Annotated in this window: 20 protein-coding genes; 1 reads left to right on the top strand and 19 read right to left on the bottom strand. The window is 73.1% G+C overall.

The window, feature by feature from the left end; translation table 11 throughout:
- From mfd to BLQ67_RS12485, 13 genes are all read right to left on the bottom strand, one after another.
- Complete coding sequence (mfd, locus tag BLQ67_RS12545; RefSeq protein ID WP_092505550.1) at positions 1 to 3585, bottom strand: transcription-repair coupling factor; 3585 nt, start codon at positions 3583 to 3585, stop codon at positions 1 to 3.
- Positions 3582 to 4076 (bottom strand): hypothetical protein, encoded by a 495-nt coding sequence (locus tag BLQ67_RS12540; RefSeq protein WP_157674837.1) that lies wholly within the window; start codon positions 4074 to 4076, stop codon positions 3582 to 3584. The genes mfd and BLQ67_RS12540 overlap by 4 nt, the downstream gene beginning before the upstream one ends.
- Before the next feature lie 65 nt (positions 4077 to 4141).
- The gene (gene pth, locus BLQ67_RS12535; protein WP_092505546.1) at positions 4142 to 4717 is read right to left on the bottom strand and encodes an aminoacyl-tRNA hydrolase; all 576 of its coding nucleotides are present in this window, start codon (positions 4715 to 4717) and stop codon (positions 4142 to 4144) included.
- A 21-nt stretch (positions 4718 to 4738) separates the two neighbouring features.
- On the bottom strand, positions 4739 to 5386 hold the full coding sequence (locus BLQ67_RS12530; RefSeq protein ID WP_092505544.1) for a 50S ribosomal protein L25/general stress protein Ctc: 648 nt from the start codon (positions 5384 to 5386) through the stop codon (positions 4739 to 4741).
- Between the two features lie 191 nt (positions 5387 to 5577).
- Positions 5578 to 6429, bottom strand: coding sequence for an NAD(P)H-binding protein (locus BLQ67_RS12525; RefSeq protein ID WP_092505542.1), 852 nt, complete (start codon positions 6427 to 6429; stop codon positions 5578 to 5580).
- An 11-nt stretch (positions 6430 to 6440) separates the two neighbouring features.
- The gene (locus BLQ67_RS12520; RefSeq protein ID WP_092505540.1) at positions 6441 to 7856 is read right to left on the bottom strand and encodes a GntP family permease; all 1416 of its coding nucleotides are present in this window, start codon (positions 7854 to 7856) and stop codon (positions 6441 to 6443) included.
- Between the two features lie 53 nt (positions 7857 to 7909).
- A complete protein-coding gene (locus tag BLQ67_RS12515; protein WP_231945046.1) occupies positions 7910 to 8434 on the bottom strand; it encodes a gluconokinase in 525 nt (174 codons plus the stop codon).
- A gap of 1 nt (position 8435) precedes the next feature.
- Positions 8436 to 9449, bottom strand: a complete 1014-nt coding sequence (locus BLQ67_RS12510; RefSeq protein WP_092505538.1) for a zinc-binding dehydrogenase — start codon at positions 9447 to 9449, stop codon at positions 8436 to 8438.
- A gap of 29 nt (positions 9450 to 9478) precedes the next feature.
- Positions 9479 to 10237, bottom strand: coding sequence for a fumarylacetoacetate hydrolase family protein (locus BLQ67_RS12505; protein ID WP_092506930.1), 759 nt, complete (start codon positions 10235 to 10237; stop codon positions 9479 to 9481).
- Entirely contained in the window at positions 10237 to 11031 is a 795-nt protein-coding gene (locus BLQ67_RS12500; protein WP_092505536.1) for an SDR family oxidoreductase, read from the bottom strand. The genes BLQ67_RS12505 and BLQ67_RS12500 overlap by 1 nt, the downstream gene beginning before the upstream one ends.
- Positions 11028 to 12455, bottom strand: a complete 1428-nt coding sequence (locus BLQ67_RS12495) for an MFS transporter (protein ID WP_092505534.1) — start codon at positions 12453 to 12455, stop codon at positions 11028 to 11030. The genes BLQ67_RS12500 and BLQ67_RS12495 overlap by 4 nt, the downstream gene beginning before the upstream one ends.
- A 93-nt stretch (positions 12456 to 12548) precedes the next feature.
- Positions 12549 to 13331 (bottom strand): IclR family transcriptional regulator, encoded by a 783-nt coding sequence (locus BLQ67_RS12490; protein WP_092505532.1) that lies wholly within the window; start codon positions 13329 to 13331, stop codon positions 12549 to 12551.
- Positions 13331 to 14374, bottom strand: coding sequence for a D-2-hydroxyacid dehydrogenase (locus BLQ67_RS12485; protein ID WP_092505530.1), 1044 nt, complete (start codon positions 14372 to 14374; stop codon positions 13331 to 13333). Before BLQ67_RS12485 ends, BLQ67_RS12490 begins: the two co-directional genes overlap by 1 nt.
- A 98-nt stretch (positions 14375 to 14472) precedes the next feature.
- On the opposite strand from BLQ67_RS12485, the gene BLQ67_RS12480 reads away from it, so the two are divergent.
- Complete coding sequence (locus BLQ67_RS12480; RefSeq protein ID WP_092505528.1) at positions 14473 to 15351, top strand: NAD(P)-dependent oxidoreductase; 879 nt, start codon at positions 14473 to 14475, stop codon at positions 15349 to 15351.
- A gap of 16 nt (positions 15352 to 15367) precedes the next feature.
- On the opposite strand, the gene BLQ67_RS12475 is transcribed toward BLQ67_RS12480, so the two are convergent.
- The 6 genes from BLQ67_RS12475 to BLQ67_RS12450 form a co-directional block, all read right to left on the bottom strand.
- Positions 15368 to 16324: a TIGR03557 family F420-dependent LLM class oxidoreductase gene (locus BLQ67_RS12475; protein ID WP_092505526.1), complete on the bottom strand. Its 957-nt coding sequence runs from the start codon at positions 16322 to 16324 to the stop codon at positions 15368 to 15370.
- Between the two features lie 128 nt (positions 16325 to 16452).
- The gene (locus tag BLQ67_RS12470) at positions 16453 to 17628 is read right to left on the bottom strand and encodes a substrate-binding domain-containing protein (RefSeq protein WP_092505524.1); all 1176 of its coding nucleotides are present in this window, start codon (positions 17626 to 17628) and stop codon (positions 16453 to 16455) included.
- On the bottom strand, positions 17625 to 18764 hold the full coding sequence (locus BLQ67_RS12465; RefSeq protein ID WP_197674607.1) for an ABC transporter permease: 1140 nt from the start codon (positions 18762 to 18764) through the stop codon (positions 17625 to 17627). The genes BLQ67_RS12470 and BLQ67_RS12465 overlap by 4 nt, the downstream gene beginning before the upstream one ends.
- The gene (locus tag BLQ67_RS12460) at positions 18761 to 20248 is read right to left on the bottom strand and encodes a sugar ABC transporter ATP-binding protein (RefSeq protein WP_092505520.1); all 1488 of its coding nucleotides are present in this window, start codon (positions 20246 to 20248) and stop codon (positions 18761 to 18763) included. Before BLQ67_RS12460 ends, BLQ67_RS12465 begins: the two co-directional genes overlap by 4 nt.
- Positions 20245 to 21030 (bottom strand): IclR family transcriptional regulator, encoded by a 786-nt coding sequence (locus BLQ67_RS12455; RefSeq protein ID WP_172802327.1) that lies wholly within the window; start codon positions 21028 to 21030, stop codon positions 20245 to 20247. Before BLQ67_RS12455 ends, BLQ67_RS12460 begins: the two co-directional genes overlap by 4 nt.
- Positions 21027 to 21932 carry an SMP-30/gluconolactonase/LRE family protein gene (locus BLQ67_RS12450; RefSeq protein WP_092505516.1) on the bottom strand — a complete coding sequence of 302 codons (906 nt, stop codon included), beginning with the start codon at positions 21930 to 21932 and terminating at the stop codon, positions 21027 to 21029. The genes BLQ67_RS12455 and BLQ67_RS12450 overlap by 4 nt, the downstream gene beginning before the upstream one ends.
- Positions 21933 to 21969 lie beyond the last annotated feature (37 nt).

The raw sequence follows: 21969 nt of genomic DNA, 5'->3' as shown, positions 1-21969 counted from the left end.
TCAGCGCTCCTCGGCCTCGATGGGGTGCCCGTCGGCGTCCAGCCGCACGGGCGCGTCTGCCTTCGGCGGCGGGAAGAGCGCCGTGAGCAGCTGCGACACCCAGTCGATGAGCTCGGCGTCGGGCAGCGGCTGCGCCTGCGTGCCCGCGAGCCGTCCGCCGCCGGCGGTGGGCACGGGCACGAGCAGCGAGTGCGCGGAGGCGTTCCACTTGGCCGTCGGGTACATGCGGCGCAGGCGCAGCTGCAGCGACTCGGGCAGGTCGGCGGGGCCGACGCGCAGGTTCGGGCCCACGGTGATGACCTCCGAGAGCCTCGCCTGCATCGCCTGGCGGCGCAGGCGCGCCATCGCGAGCAGGGTCGTGACCTGCTGCGGCGGCGGGCCGTAGCGGTCCTGCAGCTCGTCGGCGACCGTGTCGATCGCGGTGTCCGACGCCGACGATGCCGCGGCCGAGAGCTTCTGGTACGCCTCGAGGCGCAGGCGCTCGGCGTCGAGGTACGACTCGGGGATCACGGCGTCGACGGGCAGCTCGAGGCGCAGCTCGCGCGGCGCGTCCTCGGCGTCGCCGCGGAACGTCGACACCGCCTCGCCCACCATCCGCAGGTACAGGTCGAAGCCGACGCCCGCGATGTGGCCCGACTGCTCGCCGCCGAGCAGGTTGCCGGCGCCGCGGATCTCGAGGTCCTTCATCGCGACCTGCATGCCGGCGCCGAGCTCGTTGTGCACCGCGATGGTCTCGAGGCGGTCGTGCGCCGTCTCCGACAGCGGCGTCTCGGCGTCGTAGAGGAAGTACGCGTACGCGCGCTCGCGGCCACGGCCGACGCGGCCGCGCAGCTGGTGCAGCTGGCTGAGGCCGTAGCGCTCGGCGCGGTCGACGATGAGCGTGTTCGCGTTGGGGATGTCGAGGCCCGTCTCGACGATCGTCGTCGACACGAGCACGTCGAAGCGACGCTCCCAGAAGTCGACGATGACCTGCTCGAGCTGGTGCTCGTTCATCTTGCCGTGCGCGATGGCGATGCGCGCCTCGGGCACGAGCTCCGAGATGCGCGCCGCCGTGCGGGCGATCGACGAGACGCGGTTGTGCACGAAGAACACCTGGCCCTCGCGCAGCAGCTCGCGGCGGATGGCGGCCGCGACCTGCTGGTCGGAGTGCGCACCGACGAACGTGAGGATGGGGTGCCTGGCCTCGGGCGCCGTCGCGAGCGTCGACATCTCGCGGATGCCCGTGACCGCCATCTCGAGCGTGCGCGGGATGGGCGTCGCCGACATCGACAGCACGTCGACGTTCGTCTTCATCTGCTTGAGCAGATCCTTGTGCTCGACGCCGAAGCGCTGCTCCTCGTCGATGATGACGAGGCCGAGGTCCTTGAACCTCACGGCGTCCGTGAGGATGCGGTGCGTGCCGACGACCATGTCGACGGTGCCGTCGATGACCCCCTGGATCGTGGCCTTCGCCTCGGCGTTCGTCTGGAAGCGGCTCAGCGCCGCGACCTGCACGGGGAAGCCGGCGAAGCGCGCCGTGAACGTCTCGTGGTGCTGGCGCACGAGCAGCGTCGTCGGCACGAGCATCGCGACCTGCTTGCCGTCCTGGATGGCCTTGAACGCCGCGCGCACGGCGACCTCGGTCTTGCCGAAGCCGACGTCGCCCGACAGCAGGCGGTCCATGGGCACCTCGCGCTCCATGTCGCGCTTGACCTCGTCGATCGTCGTCAGCTGATCGGGGGTCTCGGCGTACGGGAACGCATCCTCGAGCTCGTGCTGCCACGGGGTGTCGGGGCCGAACGCGTGGCCCTTCGACGCCATGCGCGCCGCGTAGAGCTTCACGAGCTCGACGGCGATGTCGCGCACGGCCTTTCGCGCCTTCGACTTCGCGGCCTGCCACTCGCTGCCGCCCATGCGCGACAGCTGCGGGCTCTCGCCGCCGACGTAGCGCGACAGCTGGTCGAGCTGGTCGGTGGGGATCGACAGGCGGTCGCCGGGCTGGCCGCGCTTCGACGCCGCGTACTCGAGCACGAGGTACTCGCGCACCGTCTGCGTGGGGTTGCGGCCGCCGGAGGAGACGGTGCGCTGCGTGAGCTCGATGAAGCGGCCGATGCCGTGCGTCTCGTGCACGACGAGGTCGCCGGGCTTCAGCTGCAGCGGGTCGACGACGGTGCCGCGGCGTGTCGCGAGGCGGCGCGGGGCGCGGGAGTCGACGCCGACGGCGCGGCCGAAGAGCTCGGCCTCGCTCACGAGCGCGATGCGTGCGTCGGCGACGCGGAAGCCGTGCTCGACGTTCGCCTTCGCCACGTGCACGACGCCGGCCTCGAGGTCGGCGGGCAGCTCGTCGGCCTGGCGGGCGGCGACGCCGCGCTCGGCGAGCACGGATGCGGCGCGCTCGCCCGTGCCGTGGCCGGCGGCGGTCACGACGACGCGCCAGCCGTCGCGTGCGAGCGCGACGACGGCGTCGACCGCGGCGTCCGCGCCCTGGCCGATGGGGTTCGGGATGCTCGCGATGAGCTCGGCGCCGTCGTCGGTGAGGTCGGTGCCGAACGCCGAGAGCGCGTACCAGGGGCCGTCGGCGGCGTCGCGCAGGTCGCCGAGCTCGAGGAAGCCGCCGGCTGCGAGGTCGACGGGCACCTGCGCGCCCGCCGCGGCCGCCGACCACGCGGCCTCGAGGAACTCCCGGTTCGTGTCGTCGAGGATCGCGACGCGGTCGCGCACGCGCTCGGGGCCGATCACGGCGACCGCGACGTCGGGCAGGTGGTGCGTGAGCGGCACGAGCTGCGGCAGCAGCAGCGGCGCGAGCGACTCCATGCCCTCGACGACGATGCCGTTCGCGATCTTCTCGAGCATGCCCTCCATCGCGGGCAGCTCGCGCTGCAGCCGCTCGGCGCGGGCGCGCACGTCGTCGGTGAGCAGCAGCTCACGCGCGGGCGGCAGCTCGATGAGCGGCACGACCTCGGGATCGGAGCGCTGGTCGGCGACGCGGAACCACCGCAGCTGCTCGACCTCGTCGCCGAACAGGTCGACGCGGATCGGGTGCTCCTCGGCGGGGCTGAAGACGTCGAGGATGCCGCCGCGCACGGCGAACTCGCCGCGCCGCGTCACCATGTCGACGCGCTGGTAGGCGTGGGCGACGAGGGCACGCGTGAGGTCGGCGAGGTCGACGCCGCGCTGCCCCGACTCGAGCACGATCGCCTGCGTGTCGGCGAGGCCGAGGGGCGTCGGCTGCAGCGCCGCACGGGCGGAGGCCACGACGATGGCGGGCGTGCCCGCCGGCCGCGTGCGCACGTCGTGCAGCGCCCGCCACCGCTGGCCGACCGTCTCGGGGCTCGGGCTCAGCCGCTCGTGCGGCAACGTCTCCCACGCGGGGAAGCCCACGACCGTCGCGCCAGGCACCCACGCGCCGAGCTCGGCGACGAGCGCATCCGCCTCGCGCTTCGTCGACGTGACGACGAGCAGCGGACGATCGGTGGATGCGATCGCGGCGAGCAGCGGCGAGCGCATGCCCTCCGCGACCGTGAACGCACCACCGACCGCGATGCGGCGACGAGCGTCGGCGAGCGCCGTCTCCTCGAGGACGGCGAGCAGTGGCGCGAGGCTCACTGCTGCCAGACCACCGCGCCCGCAGCGTCCGTGATCGTGAAGCCCAGCTGCAGCGTCGACGGGTCGACCGGCAGGCCGGCCGCGACGTAGATGCCCGCACCGTCGGCGGGCGTGCCCTCGACGACGGCCATGTCGATGACCTGGCCGTTGAACGACATCTGCGCTGCGGCACCCTGCGGGCCGAAGAACGCGACGTACGGCTCGACGGCCGGGTCGCCCATGACGCAGATCGTGCCGCTCGAGCCGAGGCACACGCCGAGCGGCTGCGACTCGCCCGCGCGCTCGAGGATGACGTCGGTCGTGCCGGTCGTCTCGCTGACGTCCCACCACACGCGCACGTCGTCGCCGATCGTGGCACCGAGGTCGTAGCCGTTGGGCCCCGTGGGTCCGTCGTTCGTGTCGCCGCCCACGCAGCCGGCGAGCCCGACGACGAGCGCCGCTGCGGCAGCGGACGCGGCGATGCCGCGCACCGCACGCTGTCGAAGACGCATCCGATCCCCTCCCGGTCGACGCTCCATGCTAGTCGCGGCCGCGATGCACCGACGACGAGTCGCCGCTACGGCGAGTGCAGGGCCTGCTGCGCCGGCACGAGCCCGTCGCGCAGCACGTGCTCGACGGCGTCGGCGGCGGCGTCGACCATGAACGGCAGCTCCTGCTGCTCGGTGCCGCTGAAGCGCTTGAGCACGAAGTCGGCAGGATCCTGCCTGCCGGGCGGGCGGCCGATGCCGACGCGCACCCGGATGAAGTCGGCGCCGCGGGCGGCGATGACGTCCTTGAGGCCGTTGTGGCCACCGGCGCCGCCGCCGCGCTTGAGGCGCACGGTGCCGAGCGGCAGGTCGAGCTCGTCATGCACGACGATGACCTGCTCGATGGGCACCGAGTAGTAGTCCATGAGCGATGCGACAGGTCCGCCGGATCGGTTCATGTAGGTCTCGGGGAAGGCGAAGACGACCTTCGGGCCTCCCACGATGCGGCGCTCGCCCACGCTCGCGACCGCCTTGCGGTGCCGCGAACGCGTGACGCCGGCTCGCGAGCACAGCTCGTCGAGCACGTCGACGCCCACGTTGTGGCGCGTGCGCTGGTAGTCGGGCCCGGGGTTCCCGAGCCCGACCACCAGCCACGCGTCAGCCATGCGCGTCGTGCGAGACGAGTGCTACTCGGCGTCCGTCGACTCGGCGGCCTCGTCGGCAGCCTCGGCCGTCTCGCCCTCGGCGGGCGCCTCGGCGGCGTCCTCGTCCTCGAGCACGGGGGCCGGCGGCACCGTGACGCCCACGACGAGCGTCTCGGGGTCGGTGACGAGCTCGGCGCCCTTGGGCAGCGCGACGTCGGAGGCGTGGATCTGCGCGCCCTCCTCGAGGCCCTCGACGGAGACGACGACGTTCTCGGGGATGTGCAGCGCCTCGACCTCGAGCAGCAGCGTCGTGTTCTCGAGGTTGTGGATCGTGCCGGGAGCCGACTCGCCCTCGACGTGCACGGGCACGTCGACCTGGACCTTCTCGCCGCGGCGCACGACGATGAGGTCGAGGTGCTCGAGCGCGGGGATGCCCTGGAGCACGGGGTTGCGCTGGATGTCCTTCACGAGCGCCAGCTGCGACTCGCCCTCGATCTGGAGGTCGAGCACGGCGTTGGCCTTGCGCACGAGGAGGAAGACGGCGTGGCCGTCGAGCGCCAGGTGGCGCGGCTCGGTGCCGTGGCCGTAGAGGACCGCGGGGATCTTGCCTGCGGCGCGGAGGCGGCGGGCCGCACCCTTGCCGAACTGCGTGCGGATCTCGGTGGCGAGCGTGTTGTCGTCGCTGCTCATGGTGATGCTCCCTGTCTTCGACCCGATGGGCCGGGTGGTCGTCGGTCCTCGACTCGCACGCGGGAGGCAGCCTGTGGCTCGCCACCGCGTCGATCACGGGCGCGCCGGGCGCCCCTCGCCGAGGTCTCGACCGACGATGCTACCAGCGACGACGTGCCGGGCGTGTCGCGGGTCGGATGCGGCAGCCGCGCTCAGCCCGCGAAGGTCTGCTCGATCGAGCGCGCGGGGCGGCCGAGCACGCGCTCGACGTCGGGCGAGACCTCGCCGAGCGAGCCGTCGGCGATGGCCGTGTACGTCGTGACCCACGCGTCGAGCTGCCAGTCCTCGGCGCCCCACGCGTCGCGGCGCCACGCGTACGCATCCTCGACGGTCTCGTCCTCGTAGCGCAGGGTGCGCCCGGTCGCGACGCCGCCGCGCGCGATGGCGTCGGCGATCGTCGGCGCCTCGGGGCCCGTGAGCGTGTACGTCTCCCCTGCGTGCGGCGCGGGGTCGCGCAGCACGGCGGCGGCGACGTCGGCGATGTCCTGCCGCGAGACGGCGGCGATGCGCCCGTCGCCCGCGGGGCCGCGCACGAGACCGTCGGCGTCGGCGAACCGCACGAGCGACTCCTGGTAGAGCCCGTCGCGCAGGAACGTCCACCGCATCCCCGATGCGCGCAGCGCCTGCTCGGCGTCGTGGTGGTCGCGGCCGAGCGTGAACGTGGCGTCGGGCGCCGCGCTCTGGAACGACGTGTAGACGACGTGCCCGACGCCCGCCGCGGCGGCGGCGGCGATCACCGTGGCGTGGTCGAGGCGACGCGTGCGCGACTCGGATGCCGACACGAGCAGCAGCGTCTCGACGCCCGCGAACGCCGCGCGGCACTCGTCGGCGTCGGCGTAGGCGGCGACGCGCACCTCGAAGCCCTCGGGCGCGCGGGCCGCGTCGCGCACGACGACGATGGGAGCGAGGTCGGCGAGCTGCTCGAGCACGAGGCCGCCGAGCGTGCCGGTGACGCCCGTCAGTGCGAGGACGCCGCGCTCGTGCGCCGCGGAGGGGGAGGTCATGCGCTCATCCTCTACCCCACGAGCCCGCCGACGGCGTAGATCGCGAGCGACAGGCCGAAGCCGAGCACGGCCATGAGGCCCTGCAGCAGCGTCCACGTCGACAGCGTCTGCTTCATGTCCATGCCGAAGAAGCGGCTCACGAGCCAGAATCCGGAGTCGTTGACGTGGCTGAAGCCGACGGATCCGGCCGCGGTCGCGAGCACGATCGCCGCGATCTGCACAGGCGTGTAGTCGCCCGCGGCCACGACGCCCGTCATGAGCGACGCCGCCGTCGTGAGGGCGACGGTCGCCGAGCCCTGCGCGATGCGCACGATGAGCGACACGAGGAACGCGGCGACGATCGCCGGCAGCCCGATGGCGCCCATCGACTCGGCCACGGCGTCGCCGATGCCGGTCGCGCGCAGCACGCCGCCGAACATGCCACCGGCGCCCGTCACGAGCACGACGGAGCAGATGGGGCCGAGCGCCGAGTCGGCGAGCCGCTCGACGAGCGATCCGGGCTTGCCCATGCCCCAGCCGAGCACGCCCATCGAGACGAACACGGTGATGAGCAGCGCGATGGGCGTCTCACCGAGCGAGCGCAGCACCGCGACGAGCGGCTGCGCGAGGAACGCATCCGGGTCGGGCTGGAACGACGCGGCCATGTTGAGGCCCGTGTTCAGCAGGATCAGCACGAGCGGCAGCAGCAGCAGGCCCACGATGCGGCCGACCGACGGCGACGAGCGGAACGCGTCGGCATCGTCGTCGCCCGCCGTCGCGTCGAGGATCGTCGGCACCGGGATGTCGAAGCGGTTGCCGATGCGCGAGCCCACGACGACGCCCGCGACGTACCAGATGGGCAGCGCGACGACGAGGCCGAGGATGAGCACGAGGCCCACGTCGGCGCCGTAGATCGCCGAGGCCGACACGGGGCCGGGGTGCGGCGGCACGAAGATGTGCATCGCCGAGAAGGCGATGGCGGCGGGGAACGCGATCGACAGGAACGATCCGCCGACGCGGCGCGCGACGGCGTAGATGATCGGCATCATCACGACGAGGCCCGCGTCGAAGAAGATCGGGAAGCCCATGAGCAGGCTCGCGACCGAGAGGGCGAGTCCGGCCCGGTGCTCGCCGAACCGGGCGATCATCGCATCCGACAGCACCTTCGCGCCGCCCGACGCCTCGATCATGCGCCCGAGCATCGCGCCGAGCGCGACGAGCAGCATGACGGTGCCGAGCGTCGAGTTGAACCCGAATCCGAGCGCCTCGACGAGCCGCTCGAACGGGATGCCGGCGGCGATCGCCGTGAGGATGCTCGTGAGCATGAGCGCGAGGAACGCGTGCACCTTGAGCGCCATGATGAGCACGAGCAGCAGGGCGACGGAGGCTGCGGCGAGCAGCAGCAGCCCTCCCGTGCCCAGGTCCCATGCGAGTACGAGGTCGGTCATGTGCTGCTCGTTCCGTGTCGTGTCGTGCGTGGATGCCCGCGCGGGGCGCGGCGTCAGTCGCTGCGAGCGCGGCGCTGCAGCAGACGCTGCAGGTCGTCGACGATCTGCTCGGGCGTGCGCTCGATGTCGACGCGCACGCCGCCCTCCCAGTCCGCCAGCGGCTCGAGCGTCTCGAGCTGGCTGTCGAGCAGCGTCGTCGGCATGTACTCGTGGTCGCGGCCTGCGAGGCGCTCGGCGAGGAGGTCGCGGTCGCCGACCAGGTGGACGAAGAGCAGGTCGGGCACGCTCGAGCGCAGCAGCTCGCGGTACCAGCGCTTGAGCGCCGAGCACGCGACGATGACGATGCGGCCGGCGGCGCGCTCCTCGGCGATGCGCTCGCCGATCGTCTTGAGCCAGGGCACCCGATCCTCGTCGGTGAGCGGCGTGCCGCCCGCCATCTTCTGCTTGTTGGCGGGCGGGTGCAGGTCGTCGCCGTCGAGGAACGTCACGTTCAGGCGGGCCGCGAGCGCGGCGCCGATCGTCGACTTGCCGGTGCCCTGCGCACCCATCACGATCATGGGCGGGTAGGTGACGGGCATGTCAGCCTCTCGGGTCGTCGTCGGCAGCGGTGTCGGCGGCGGCGAAGCGCAGCAGCACCTTCGAGGATGCCGAGGCGTCGCGGGCGACGTCGAGGGCCTCGACGGCGGCTGCCGCATCGAGTACGTGCGTGATGACGGGGGCGACGGCGAGCGAGCCGTCGGCGAGGGCGGCCACGACGTCGTCGATCTCGTCGACGAAGCGGAACGAGCCCACCAGCCGCAGCTCGCGCGTGATGGCGGTCGCGATCGGCACGGCGACCTCGCCGGAGCGCTGCAGACCCAGCATGACGACGGTGCCGCCGCGGCGGGCGGCGCGGATGGCGGAGTGCAGCCCCGGCAGCGTGCCCGACGACTCGATGACGACGTCGGCCTCGACGGCCGCGAGCGCCTCGGCGTCGCGCGCGTCGATCGTGCGGTCGGCGCCGACCTCGCGGGCGATGCGCATCGGCAGCTCGTGCAGGTCGCTCGCGACGACCTCGGCGGCACCGTGGTGCCGCAGCACCGCGACCGCGAGCGCGCCGATGGGGCCGGAGCCGATCACGAGGGCGCGGAGGCCCTGCACGTCGCCCGCCTGCCCCACGCCGTGCCAGGCGACCGCGGCGGGCTCGGCGAGCGCCGCCGTGCGCAGGTCGAGGCCCACGGGCAGCGGGCGCAGCATCCGCGTGGGCAGCGCGACGTGCGTCGCGAACGCGCCGTCCTGGTGCGGCAGTCGCGCCGCCGACCCCAGGTACGAGTCGGGCGTCGCGGGGTGCACCGTCACGGGCGTGCCGACCGCCGGCCCCGAGCCATCCGCCGCCGCGACGGCGACGACGCCCGAGACCTCGTGGCCCAGCACCATGGGCTCGCGCAGGATCGACTCCCCCGCCGCCCCGTGCTGCCAGTAGTGCAGGTCGGAGCCGCAGATGCCCCCGTACGCGACGGCGACGACCGCCTCGTCGGCGGCCGGCGTCGGCTCGGGCACCTCCTCGACGCGGACGTCGGATGCGGCGTGGGCGACGACGGCGATGCTGGCCATGGCTCCTCGGATGCTCGGTGCGGGTGGGGTCAGTGGAGCTGCGTGGTGAGCGAGACGTCGCCCACGCGGATGTCGACGCGATCGCCGGGCTGCGCGGGCGCGTTCGAGAACGGCGCGCCCGTCATGATGACGTCGCCGGGGCCGAGCGGCAGCCAGTGCGACACGTACGCGACGCACTCGGCGAGCGACACGGGCAGCGCGCCGCTCGTCGTGTCGACGACGTCGACGCCGCCGACCGTCATGCGGATCGGCACGTCGCCGATCGGACCCGTCTCGATCCACGGTCCGAGCGGCGTCGCGCCGATGCCGCCCTTCGCCTCGAAGTTGCGCTGGTCGACGAGCGAGCGGTCGGGATACGACACGTCGTTCACGGCCGTGTAGCCGAGGATGCCCGCCATCGCCTCGTCGACGCTCGCCTGGAAGAGGTCGCTGCCGACGACGAGCGCGAGCTCGGCCTCGACGACGAGGCGCCCGGCGTCGCGGCGCGCGTCGACGGGCACGCCGCTCGCGACGACGGTGCGGGGCGACTTCAGCCAGCCCTGCACGGGCAGCGGGTGGTCGTTCTGCGTGCGGTTCTGCGCGATGCCCACGATGGCGAGCGGCGCGCACGGTGCGAGCAGCTCGGGCCCGTCCGCCGCGACGCCGGCGAGCGCCTCGCCGAGCGGGGCGGGGTCGGCGCCGGCGGCGAACGCCGCGTAGGGATCGGCGATCGGTCGCCACGGCGCATCCGGCCCCTCCGCCCCGATCCAGGTGGCGACGCCGTCGACGAGCGTGCGTGCGATGCGCATCACACCACCGCCGTCATGCCGCCGTCGACGTGCAGCGTCTGCCCGTTGACGAACGCGGAGGCGTCGGAGGCGAGGAACACCGCGGCGCCCACGAGGTCGCGCACGTCGCCCCACCGACCGGCGGGCGTGCGGCCGCGCACCCACGACGAGAACTGCTCGTCGGCGACGAGCGGCGCCGTGAGCTCGGTCGCGAAGTAGCCCGGCGCGATGGCGTTGGCCGTGATGCCGTGCGGTGCGAGGTCGGCGCACAGGCCCTTCGTGAGCATGACGATGGCCCCCTTCGTCGCCGAGTACGGCGCGATCGACGGGCGCGCGAGCTGCGACTGCACCGAGCCGATCGACACGATGCGGCCCGAGCCGCGCGCGATCATGCCGCGCGCGACGCGGCGCGAGAGCAGGAAGGCGCTCGTGAGGTTCGTCGCCAGCAGGGCGTGCCAGTCGTCGTCGGTGAAGTCGGCGATGGGGTTCCGCCGCTGGATGCCGGCGTTGTTCACGAGCACGTCGGGCGTGCCGAGCTCGGCCTCGAGCGCGCCGATGCCCGCATCCACCGCCGCGGCATCCGTGACGTCGAACGTCGACACGTGCGTCGGCGAGCCGGTCGCCGCGGCGATCTCGGCGGCGGCGCGCTCGGCCTTCGCCCGGTCGCGGCCGTGCACGACGACCGTGGCGCCCGCGCCGGCGAGCCCCTCGGCGAGCGCGCGGCCGATGCCCTGGCTCGACCCCGTGACGAGCGCGACGCGCCCCGTGAGGTCGAACGCGGCGAGCCCTGCGGGTCGATCGTGGTCTGCGGTCATGCGCGTGCCTCCGTGATGATGACGCCCGTGTGCTCCTCGCTGGTCGAGATGCGCACGGCATCCTCGATGCGGAGCAGGTCCCTGCCTCGAGTCTCGGGCACGAGGAAGGTCGCCGCGGTCGTGATGGCCGCGATCGTCGCGACGTACAGCGCCATGACCTGCCACGTGCCGTCGGTGAGGGTGAGCAGCCACACGCCCAGCACGCCCGCGAGGCCACCGGCGAGCACGGCCGAGATCTCGCGCGCCATCGCGACGCCGAGGTAGCGGTGCCGATTGCCGAAGAGCTCGGGCAGCATGGCGCACTGCGGGCCGAGCATCGAGTTGACGGCCACGCCGATGCCGATCGCGATGACCGCGATCGCGAGCCAGCCGATGCCGAGCGACAGGGCGTACCAGGCCGGGAACGCGTAGAGCAGCATGAAGACGGCGCCGAAGCGGTACACCGCCTTGCGGCCGAAGCGGTCGGAGAGGTGGCCCGTGAGCGGCACCGAGAAGATGCCGATGAGCGAGCCGACCGTGACGCCCCACGTCGCGACGCCGCGGTCGATGGGGCTCGCGAGGAACGCGCCGGCGCCCGCGGTCGCGACGAACGCGAGCGTGACGTTCTGGAAGATGTACGAGCCGCCGTTCTCGGCCATGCGCAGGCCGATGCCCGTGATGACGCCGGGCAGGCCGCGCGTGAAGATCTCGCGCAGCGGACGCTCGGCGATCTGGTCGTGCTGCTCGAGCTCGACGAACGTCGGCGTCTCGCGCAGTCGCAGGCGGATGAAGAGCGCGACGAGGATGAGCACGAACGAGCCGAGGAACGGCACGCGCCAGCCCCACGACAGCAGCTGCTCCTCGGGCAGCAGCGCGATGCCCGAGAAGACGAGCGCCGCGAGCAGCGTGCCCGCCTGGATGCCGACGAAGGGCAGCGCCGAGAAGAAGCCGCGGCGCGCGACGGGCGCGTACTCGGCCATGAGCACCGTGGCGCCCGCCTGCTCGGCGCCGGCGCCGAAGCCCTGCAGGATGCGCATGAGCACGAGCAGCATCGGTGCGAGGAGGCCGACCTGCTCGTAGGTCGGCAGCAGGCCGATGGCGGTGGAAGCGCCGCCCATGAGCACGATCGTGACGACGAGCACCCACTTGCGGCCGAGGCGGTCGCCGAGGATGCCGAAGACCAGGCCGCCGATGGGGCGAGCGACGAAGCCGACGCCGTAGATCGCGAACGCGCCGACGAGGCCGACGGCGGGGTCGGTCTGGTCGAAGAACAGCACGTTGAAGACGAGGGCCGTCATGAGGCCGTAGAGCGCGAAGTCGAAGTACTCGAGCGCGCTGCCGACGCTGGAGGCGAGCGTGGCGCGGCGCAGGTTGGCCGCGTACTCGGGGTCGTCGCTGGGTCGGGCGGCGGGGTTCGCCTGCGCCGGGGTGTGCGCGTCGGTCACGATCTCTCCTTCGAGCCCGCGTCCACCGCTCCGGGGACGCTCGTGCAGGTCACGGTAGCAGCATGGTGAACAGAGTCCAACCTGCTGAACAGGTCAGCGCGCGGGACGCCCCAGCGGGTTCGTGAGCGCCGTCGCCGCCTGCTGCAGCGCCAGCCCCACCGCGGCGACGTGCTCCGGCGTCGCGACGTCGGCGGGCAGCGCCACGCCGATCGCGAGCGCCGGATCGCTCGGCGTCCACGCGGGCAGCGGCACCGCGACGCCCGTGATCCCCTCGAACGACTGCCCTTCGTCGACCGCGTAGCCGCGCTCGCGCGCACGCCGCACCTTGGCGACCACCGCATCCACGTCGCCGGCCGATCGCGCCGTGAGCCTCGGCGCGGGAGCCGCGAGCATGAGCGCCCGCACCTCGTCGTCGTCGAGGGCCATGAGCAGCGCGTTGCCCGTCGCCGACAGGCCTGCGTGGAGTCGCGAGCCGAGCGGCGTGCCGATGCGGCCGTGGGCGCGTCCCTCGTGTCGCGCGAGGTAGAGCGCGTCGGAGTCGGCCAGCATCGCGATCTGCACGACCTCGCGGCGCAGCACGGTCGAGCGCTCGCAGACCGAGAAGAGCTCGCGCACCTGGTTGAACTGGAACGTGTAGGCCGCACCGAGCTCGGCGATGCCCCGTCCGAGCCGGAAGCCGAGCGGGACTCGCTCGACGACGCCGCCGGCCTCGAGCGCGAGGCACAGGTTCGACGCCGACGACTTCGCGATGCCGAGCGCCTTCGACAGCTCGGTGAGCGTCATGGGGCCGTCGGACGCCGCGAGCAGCCCGAGGATGCCGAGGCCGCGCGTGACCGCGGGAGCCGGATCGCGCTGATCGGCGCCGTCGCCGGCCATCAGTAGAACTCCACGGTGTCGACGACGTTGCGCATGGGCTCGCCGTCGAGCAGGCGCCGGGCGTTGTCCGCGAAGAGCGCGGCGATGCGCGCGGGCTCATCCTCATGCAGGGCCGCAGTGTGCGGGCTGAGCAGCACGCGCTCGTGGCTCCACAGCGGGCTGTCGGCGGGCAGCGGCTCGACGGCGGTGACGTCGAGGGCGGCGTAGCCGATGCGGCCGTCGTCGAGCGCACGCAGCAGCGCGCCCTCGTCGACGACGGTGCCGCGACCGACGTTGACGAGGATCGTGCCCGGGCGCACGTTCGCGAGCACGGCGTCGCCCACGAGCCGCTCGGTGAGCGCCGTGCCGGGCAGCGTGAGCACGATGGCGTCGACCTGGGCTGCCGCGGCCGCGAGGTCGTCCGCAGCCACGAGGTGGTCGACGTGCGGCACGGGCTCGCCCGAGCGCGTCGTGCCCCAGACGGTCGCGCCGAGCGCGCCGAGCTTCGCGGCGACCTGCTGCCCGATGCCGCCGAGGCCCACGACGAGCACCGTCATGTCCTCGACGTGGCGCATGGCCCAGCCGTCGTCCCAGCTGCGCTCGCGGCGCTGGCGCTCGAGGCGCGGCACGTCCTTCGCGCCCGCGAGCACGCCGAGCACGGCCCACTCGGCGAGCGGGGCGCCGTGCACGCCCGCGCTCGTCGTGAAGACGACCTCCTCGAGCGTGTCGGCGTCGAGGCCGGCCGCCTTCACCTGACCGCCACCACCCGCAGCCATCGTGTGCACCCACCGCACGGAGTCGGATGCGGCGAGCACGCGCGCGAGGGTCGCAGGCGAGTCCGGGATGCCGAACAGGGCATCCGCCTCCCCAGCCATCGCCTCGAAGGCAGCCTGGTCGGCAGCCGATCGCTCCGGCCACCTCGGGCGTGCCCACTCGGCGATCGAGCGCGCAGGCGGAGCGAGCCGCTCGTCGCGCAGGAGCTCGACGCGTGGCTCGAGCTCGGTGATCCTGGCGCACAGCGCCTCCGGCAGTCCCGTCATGATCGCGACGCGGAGTCGATCCATGGCCCATCCCCTTCGATCGGTGGCACGTCCGTCCAGCCTACCGACCATCCAGCACTGTGGACATGGTTCTGCCCAGTGGACGCCCGTATCCTGGACGCATGAGCCAGCACGACGCCGCCGTCGGCGTGATCGGGCTCGGCGCGATGGGGCGACCCATGGCCGAGCATCTCCTCCGCGCCCACGGGCGCCTCGTGATCACGGGACGCACGCGCCGACACGAGGATCTCGAGGCGCTCGGCGCCACGTGGGCCGACACGCCGCGCGCGCTCGCCGCCGACGTCGACGTCGTGCTGTCGATGCTGCCCGACCTGCCGCAGCTCGAGGCCGCGCTCGACGGACCCGACGGCATCCTCGCGGCCGAGCGCCCCCTGCTGCTGCTCGTCGCCTCCACGTCGTCGCCGACGGGCGTGCGCGAGCTCGCGCAGCGACTCGCGCGCGACACCGGCGGCAGGGTCCGGGTGGTCGACTGCCCCGTGTCCGGCGGCGTCGGCGGCGCCACCGACGGCACGCTCTCGATCATGCTCGGCGGGTCGGAGACGGACGCCGCCGAGGCCACCGCCGCGCTCGCGCCCTGCGGCACGGCCGTGCACCTCGGTCCGCTCGGCGCGGGCCAGGTCGCGAAGGCCGCGAACCAGCTCGTCGTCGGCGCGACGATGCTCGCGATCGCCGAGGCGACCGTGCTCGCCGAGCGCTCCGACATCGACGTCGACGCGCTCTGGACGCTGCTGCAGGGCGGCTACGCGGGGTCGAACCTGCTGCGCGCGAACCACCGCAGGCTCGTCGACGAGGACTACGAGCCCGGCGGGCTGGCCAGGTACATGGTCAAGGACCTCGGATTCGCGACCGACGTCGCCGACGCGACCGGCACGCACGCCACGCTGCTGCCAGCCTTGCGCGCCGCCTACGTCGAGCTCGTCGACGCGGGCCTCGGCGACGACGACCTCTCGGTCGCGCGCCGCTTCGTCGCCGAGCGCTGAGCCGGGCGCGAGACAGTCAGAGCCCGCGCAGCCGCGGCCCGAGCTCGTCGGCGAAGAAGGTCATGAACGCATCCGGGTCCTCGCTCGCATCCATGAGCGCGACGTGGTCGAAGCCGGCGTCGACGAACTGCGAGACGACCTCGACGTGCCGCTCGACGTCGGGTCCGCACGCGAACGACTCCTGCATGTCCTCGACGCGCACGGCCTGCGTCGCCTGGTCGAAGGCGGCCGGATCGGGCAGCTCGGCGAGCACCTTCCAGCCGAGCGACCCGAAGCGGAAGCGGCGGTGCGCTGCCTCGGCGCCCGCGCGCGCATCGGCCGCGTACGCCGTCGGCGCCTCGGCGTAGCGGGGGCCGCTGCCGCCGGCCGACGTCCACGCCTCGACGAGCGACGCGTCGGGGTCGGTCGAGAAGAGCCCGTCGCCGAGCTCGGCCGCGAGCGCCGCCGCCTGCGGTCCGCCCGCCGCGACCACGATCTCGGGCAGCCGCTCGGGCAGGTCGTAGACGCGGGCGTCCTCGAGGCGCAGGTGCTCGCCCCGGTACGAGTGCGTGCCGCCCGACCACAGGAGTCGGATGATCTCGAGCGCCTCGCGGAAGCGCGCGTGCCGATCGCCGACCTCCGGCCAGCCCTCCCCCACGATGCGCTCGCTGAGCCGCTCGCCCGCGCCGACGCCGAGCGTGAAGCGGCCGTCGGAGATGATCTGCAGCGTCGCCGCCGCCTGCGCGACGATCGCCGGGTGGTAGCGGATCGACGGGCAGGTGACGCCGGTCGCGAGCCGCAGCGTCGTCGTCTGCGCGGCGATCGCAGAGAGGATCGCCCAGGCGAACGACGAGTGCTGGTGCTCGGGGAGCCACGGGTGGAAGTGGTCGCTGATCTCGACGAAGTCGAAGCCGGCCCGCTCGGCCTCGACGGCTCGGTGGATGAGCTCCTTGGGAGCGACGTCCTCGGCGAAGAGCTTGTATCCGATCTGCATGCCTGGACGCTATGCAGCGGGAGGCCGCGGCCGCTCGGGGTGGACCCGAGCGACCGCGGCCGCTACGTGGGTCGCGGCGAGGAGGCCCGGGTCGCACCGGAACTCGCCTCCCCGCCGCGAGTCTGTCGTCAGACGCCCCAGACGGAGCGGTAGACGTCGCGGTAGCCGGAGTCGGGGTCGAAGACGTCGCCGTCGGGCACGTTCTCGACCGTCACGAGCCCGGGAGCGGGCACGAAGCCCGACGGGTCCTCGCCCGCGAGGGCACGGTTCACCTCGTCGACGATCTGCCAGCCCTGCAGGTACAGGGGCTCGGCGACCGTCGCGGCCTGGTACTCCTCGTTGCGGATGCGCTGGAACTCCGCCGCGTCGCCGTCGCCGGCGGCCACCGCGTACGGCGGACCCGCCGGGTCGGTGCCCGCCGCGCTCAGCGCCTGCTGCGCACCGCCGAAGTAGTTGCCGTTGATGGCCATGAGGTAGGTGAGGTCGTCGCCGTGCGTCTGGAGCAGGTTCGAGATGAGGCCGGGCATGCGCTGGCCGCTCTCGGCGATGGGCGAGTCCTGGTAGTCGAGCACCTGGCAGCCGTCGCACGCCTCGACGTACGCCTGCATCGCATCCGCCTTGAGCACCGCGATGTCGTACTGGCCGTCGGTGAAGATCGCGACGCCCGCCGTGCCGTCGGAGTCGGCGACCACGTAGGCGCCTGCGAGCTGCGCGACGTCGAGCGGATCGGTCGTGACGTTCGTGAACAGGCCGTTGCCCGGACCGGCCTCGGCGCCGGCGTGCCAGCCGACGACGGGGATGTCGGAGTCGCCCGCCTGCTGGATCGCAGTCGCCTGCTCGGTCGGGTCGAATCCGCCGACCACGATGGCTGCGGGGCCGGAGGCGATCGCCTGCGCCATCGCGTCCGAGCGGCCCTGCGCCGTCGCCTGGCCGTCGTACACGTTCACCGTCCAGCCGATCGCCTCGGCCGCCTCCTCGACGCCCTCGGCGACGGCGTTGATGCCGCCGTTCGTGAGGTCGCTGCCGACGAACGCGATCGTGGCACCTGACTGCTGGGCCTGCGGTCCCTCCGACGGCGGCGTGAAGCCCTCGGTCGCGTCGAGCGATGCGTCGACGATCTCCTGGCTCGCGGCGACGATGTCGCCGTCGGGGATGATCGAGGCGAAGTCGCCCGTGTCGCTCGTGCCGCCCGAGGCGTCGGGGGCGTCGTCGCCGCCGACGGACTCGCTCGAGCATCCGCTGAGGACGACGCCGGCTGCCAGTGGCAGCGCCAGCATCGCGAGCATGCGATGACGTCGGATCATGATGGGTTCCTCTCTGCAGCGGCCTCGACGTCGTCGTGGCCGGGGTCGGGCATCGGTGCGCCCGGGTCTGGGGATGATGCGGCGGAGCCGGCTCCTGGATCGGCGACCGGCACGGCATCCGCGCGTTGCACGCGTCGCCGCGAGGCGACCGACGCGATCGTGATGGCCGCCACGAGGGTGAGGCCGTTGAACAGCGGCTCGAGGAAGAACTGGCCGGGGATGAGCTGCTGCAGGCCCGAGATGCCGATCGTCGCGATCGCGACGCCGAGGATCGTGCCGAGCGCGTTGACGCGGCCGGGCCGGATCGTCGTGGACCCGAGGAACGCGGCGGCGAGCGCCGGCAGCAGGTACTCCGGGCCGATGTTCGCCTGCGCGACGCCCGCCTGCCGCGAGGCGAGCAGGATGCCGGCGACGGCGGTCAGCACGCCGGACGCCATCATGGCGCCGACGACGAAGCGACGCCGCGGGATGCCCGTGAGGTGCGCCGCCGCGGGGTTCGCGCCGACGGCGTACAGGTAGCGGCCGACGGGCGTGAAGTCGAGCACGAGCCACAGCACGACCGCGAACGCCATCGCGATGATGAACGGGCCCGGGATGGGGCCGAGCGACCACGTCGAGATGGCATCGAACGCCGCGGCGCGATCGCCGGAGGCGTCGGTGATCTGGCGCCCGCCGGTGTACCAGTACGTGATCGCGTAGATCACCTGGCCGGTCGCGAGCGTCGCGATGAACGCATCGACCTGCGCGAGCTCGACGAGCAGCGCGTTGAGGAGTCCCACCACGGCACCGCCGACGAGGCTCAGCACGATGACGAGGCGGTAGTCGAGGCCCTGCAGCTGCCACGACAGGCTCATGACCTGCCACATGCCGACGCCGTACCCGATCGACAGGTCGATCTTGCCTGCGACCATCGGGATGGTCACGGCGAGGGCGAGCACGAGCAGCACGGCCTTGCCGGAGGCGAGCAGCTGGAAGTTCAGCAGCGACGCGAACGTGTCGGGCCGGAGCGCGGCGAACACCGCGAACAGCGCGAGGGTGAGGATCACCATGCCGTAGTTCGAGGTGATGCGGTTCCAGAGCGAGGCGCCCTTGCCCGGCTCGAGCGCCGTCGAGCGCACCGAGGTGTTCATCGTCATGCTGCGTCCTGTCGATCGAGGTCGGAAGCCGCGGCGACGAGCGCGGCGATGGTGAGGCGGTCGCCAGAGAGCTCGGCGACGATGCGTCCGCGCCCGAACACGATCGCCCGGTGCGCGATGCGTGCGACCTCCTCCATGTCGGTCGACACCACGACGGCGGCCGTGCCGTCGGCCGCGGCGTCGCGGAGGATGCCGTAGATGTCGGCCTTCGCGCCGACGTCGACGCCCATCGTCGGCTCCTCGAGCACGACGAGCCGGCGCCCGACGCCGAACCAGCGCGCGAGGATCACCTTCTGCTGGTTGCCGCCCGAGAGCGTGTCGAGGGCGATCTCGGGATCGCGGGGCCGCACGTCGAACCGGTCGACGATCTCGGCCGCGCGTCGCCGCTCCGCCCCGGGCAGCAGGGTCGACCACAGTCGACTCCCCCACACGCGCGGGTTGAGGAACAGGTTCTCGCGGATGGACATGCCCGCCGCGACGGCCTCGGCCTCGCGATTCGAGGTGGCGAAGCCGACGCCGCGTGCGACCGCGCCATGCGGGTCTCGCGGGGCGTACGGCTCGCCGTCGAGCCGCATGGCGCCGCCGTCGATGCGCAGCGCTCCCGCGATGGCTCGGCCGATCGCGTCCTGGCCGCTGCCACGCAGCCCGCACAGGGCGACGACCTCGCCGCCGCGCACCGTGAGGTCGACGGGGCCAGCGCCGCCTGCCGTGACGCCGTCCAGCCGCAGCGCCTCGTCGGCGTTCGGCTCGGCGAAGGCGGCGACGTGCGTCTCGCGGCCGACGATGAGGTCGACGAGCTCGCCGTGACTCAGGTCGTCGACGGCCCGGTCGGCGACCTTCGCGCCGTTGCGCATGATGACGGCGCGCGACGTGATCGAGAAGATCTCGTCGAGACGGTGCGAGACGTAGATCATGCCGACGCCGTCGTCGCGCAGCCGCCGCAGCACCGTGAACAGGCGCTCGACGTCGGCCTGCGGCAGCGACGCCGTGGGCTCGTCGAGCACGAGCAGCCGCGGCTCCTGCACGAGCCCGCGTGCGATCGCGAGCAGGCTGCGCTCGGTGCGCGGGAGATCGAAGATGCGCGCATCGGGGTCGATGCCGCCGCCCACGGCGTCCAGCACGCGCTCCGCCTGGGCGCGCATGGCCCGTTGGGAGATGAAGCCCGCACGGCGGGGATAGCCGATCGCGAGCGCGATGTTCTCGGCCACCGTCATCCACTCGACGAGCCCGAGGTTCTGATGGATGAACGCGACCGACGAGCGCGCGGCGTTCGTCGCGATGTCGTCGCCGAGCAGTCGCATGCTGCCCTCGTCTGGTCGGTAGACGCCCGCGAGCATCTTGATGACGGTCGACTTGCCTGCACCGTTCTCGCCGAGCAGGGCCACGATCTCGCCCTCGTCGACTGCGAACGACACATCGCGCACCGCGTGCGTGGCGAAGAAGCGCTTGTCGAGGTGCTCGACCTCGAGCAGCCGGGCGTTCATCGGGCGTAGACGGCGAGGGTCGCCGCGAGATCGCGCAGGTCGGCCACGAGCCTGGCGTGGAGGCCGGGGTTCATGCGCTGCGACAGCAAGGTGGTGGAGACCGCGGTGGGCACCGCGGCATCGTCGACGGCGACGCCGACGCACGAGATGCCGATGGTGTTCTGCTCGAAGTCGACGGCGAAGCCGCGCTCGCGCGTCGCGACGAGGTCGGTGCGCAGCGCCGCCACCGTCGCATGCGACTGCCGCGTGGGCCGCGGCAGCTCGCCGAGCGTGGCCAGCAGCGCGTCGAGCTCGTCGTCGGGCAGCTGCGCGAGCATCGCCTTGCCGAGGCTCGTGACGACGGCGGGCATGCGCTGCCCGATGTCGCTCGCGAGCCGCACGGTCTGCGCGCCGTCATGCCTGGCGACGTAGACGATCTGCAGGCCGTCGCGCACGGCGAGCAGCACCGTCTCGCCCGCGAGCGTCGGCAGCGTGCGCACACGACGCCGGAACTCGGTGACGACGTCGGTGTGCGTCAGCACCGACTGCCCGATCTCGATCGCGCGATAGCCCACGACCCATCCCGAGCCGCGTCGGCGCACCATGCCGGTCGCCTCGAGGGTGACGAGCAGGTTCGCGACCGACGACTTCGGCAGGCCCGTCGCGACGGCGGTGGCCGTGAGCGTCATCGGCTCCGGCGACTGGCTGAGCACGTCGAGCACCTGCACGGCGCGGAACGCCGCCGGCGCCGGCGTGTCGGTCGCCTGGATGGCGCCGCGCCGCAGGTCGGTGCGCGCGATCATCGCAGGCCCCGCGTGGTCGTGCGGATGCGGTAGAGGCTCGTCGTGGCGGCGATGAAGAGCTCGTCGCCGTCGTCGCCGCCGAAGCATACGTTGCCGACGACCTCGGGCACCGGGATGCGCAGCAGCTCGGTGCCGTCGGGCGCGAGCACGTGCACGCCGTCGCCCGCCGACGACCAGATGCGGCCGGCGACGTCGACCGCGATGCCGTCGGGCACGCCCGGGACGATCTCGGCGAGCACGCGACGGTCACGCAGCGCGACGTCGGCGCCGTCCCCGACGATCGCGAACGCCCAGATGCAGTGCTCCGGGCCGTCGTCGAGCGCCGCAGACGTGTCGGTGACGTAGAGCGTGCGTCCGTCCGGCGAGCATGCGATGCCATTGGGGCGCAGGATGTCGAGCGTCATGACGGCGAGCACGCCCTCGTGCAGCCGGAAGACGGCGCAGCCGCCGTACTCCTGCTCGCCGGGGTGCCCCTCGTGCGGCTGCACGATGCCGTAGGGCGGGTCGGTGAACCAGATGCTGCCGTCGTCGTGCACCAGCACGTCGTTCGGCGAGTTCAGCTGGGCGAAGCCGTGGTGATCGACGAGCGTCTCGACGGCGCCTGCGCGCTCCACCTCGAGGGCTCGGCGGCCGTGCGAGCACTGCACGACGGCGCCGTCTGCCAGCAGCGCGCGGCCGTTCGTGAACTCGACGCCCGTGCGGTGCACGCGCTGCTCGCCGGTCGCGGCATCCCACTCGAGGATGCGATCGCCGGGGATGTCGCTCCAGCGCACGACGCGTGCGTCGGGGATCCACAGCGGACCCTCGCTCCAGGTCGCACCGCTCGCGAGCTGCTCGAGCTCGGCGTCGATGGCGACGAGCGTCTCGTCGACGTGCTGCGGGTGGTTCGGCGTCGTTGCCATGACCGCCTCCTTGCGTTCAGCACAGGAAACCACGTCC

It is taken from the genome of Agrococcus jejuensis (assembly GCF_900099705.1).
GTDB lineage: Bacteria > Actinomycetota > Actinomycetes > Actinomycetales > Microbacteriaceae > Agrococcus > Agrococcus jejuensis.
Note: the sequence above shows the minus strand (reverse complement) of the source record. Positions and strands in the feature narration are given on the sequence as shown.

Excerpts from the sequence above, each read along its gene's own strand:
- BLQ67_RS12470 (WP_092505524.1), bottom strand. The coding sequence starts at position 17,628 with ATGATCCGACGTCATCGCATGCTCGCGATGCTGGCGCTGCCACTGGCA.
- BLQ67_RS12455 (WP_172802327.1), bottom strand. The coding sequence starts at position 21,030 with ATGATCGCGCGCACCGACCTGCGGCGCGGCGCCATCCAGGCGACCGAC.
- BLQ67_RS12450 (WP_092505516.1), bottom strand. The coding sequence starts at position 21,932 with ATGGCAACGACGCCGAACCACCCGCAGCACGTCGACGAGACGCTCGTC.
- BLQ67_RS12490 (WP_092505532.1), bottom strand. The coding sequence starts at position 13,331 with ATGGCCGGCGACGGCGCCGATCAGCGCGATCCGGCTCCCGCGGTCACG.
- pth (WP_092505546.1), bottom strand. The coding sequence starts at position 4,717 with ATGGCTGACGCGTGGCTGGTGGTCGGGCTCGGGAACCCCGGGCCCGAC.
- BLQ67_RS12520 (WP_092505540.1), bottom strand. The coding sequence starts at position 7,856 with ATGACCGACCTCGTACTCGCATGGGACCTGGGCACGGGAGGGCTGCTG.
- BLQ67_RS12540 (WP_157674837.1), bottom strand. The coding sequence starts at position 4,076 with ATGCGTCTTCGACAGCGTGCGGTGCGCGGCATCGCCGCGTCCGCTGCC.
- BLQ67_RS12515 (WP_231945046.1), bottom strand. The coding sequence starts at position 8,434 with ATGCCCGTCACCTACCCGCCCATGATCGTGATGGGTGCGCAGGGCACC.
- BLQ67_RS12480 (WP_092505528.1), top strand. The coding sequence starts at position 14,473 with ATGAGCCAGCACGACGCCGCCGTCGGCGTGATCGGGCTCGGCGCGATG.
- BLQ67_RS12530 (WP_092505544.1), bottom strand. The coding sequence starts at position 5,386 with ATGAGCAGCGACGACAACACGCTCGCCACCGAGATCCGCACGCAGTTC.
- BLQ67_RS12465 (WP_197674607.1), bottom strand. The coding sequence starts at position 18,764 with ATGACGATGAACACCTCGGTGCGCTCGACGGCGCTCGAGCCGGGCAAG.
- BLQ67_RS12500 (WP_092505536.1), bottom strand. The coding sequence starts at position 11,031 with ATGACCGCAGACCACGATCGACCCGCAGGGCTCGCCGCGTTCGACCTC.
- BLQ67_RS12475 (WP_092505526.1), bottom strand. The coding sequence starts at position 16,324 with ATGCAGATCGGATACAAGCTCTTCGCCGAGGACGTCGCTCCCAAGGAG.
- BLQ67_RS12510 (WP_092505538.1), bottom strand. The coding sequence starts at position 9,449 with ATGGCCAGCATCGCCGTCGTCGCCCACGCCGCATCCGACGTCCGCGTC.
- BLQ67_RS12505 (WP_092506930.1), bottom strand. The coding sequence starts at position 10,237 with ATGCGCATCGCACGCACGCTCGTCGACGGCGTCGCCACCTGGATCGGG.
- BLQ67_RS12525 (WP_092505542.1), bottom strand. The coding sequence starts at position 6,429 with ATGACCTCCCCCTCCGCGGCGCACGAGCGCGGCGTCCTCGCACTGACG.
- BLQ67_RS12485 (WP_092505530.1), bottom strand. The coding sequence starts at position 14,374 with ATGGATCGACTCCGCGTCGCGATCATGACGGGACTGCCGGAGGCGCTG.
- BLQ67_RS12460 (WP_092505520.1), bottom strand. The coding sequence starts at position 20,248 with ATGAACGCCCGGCTGCTCGAGGTCGAGCACCTCGACAAGCGCTTCTTC.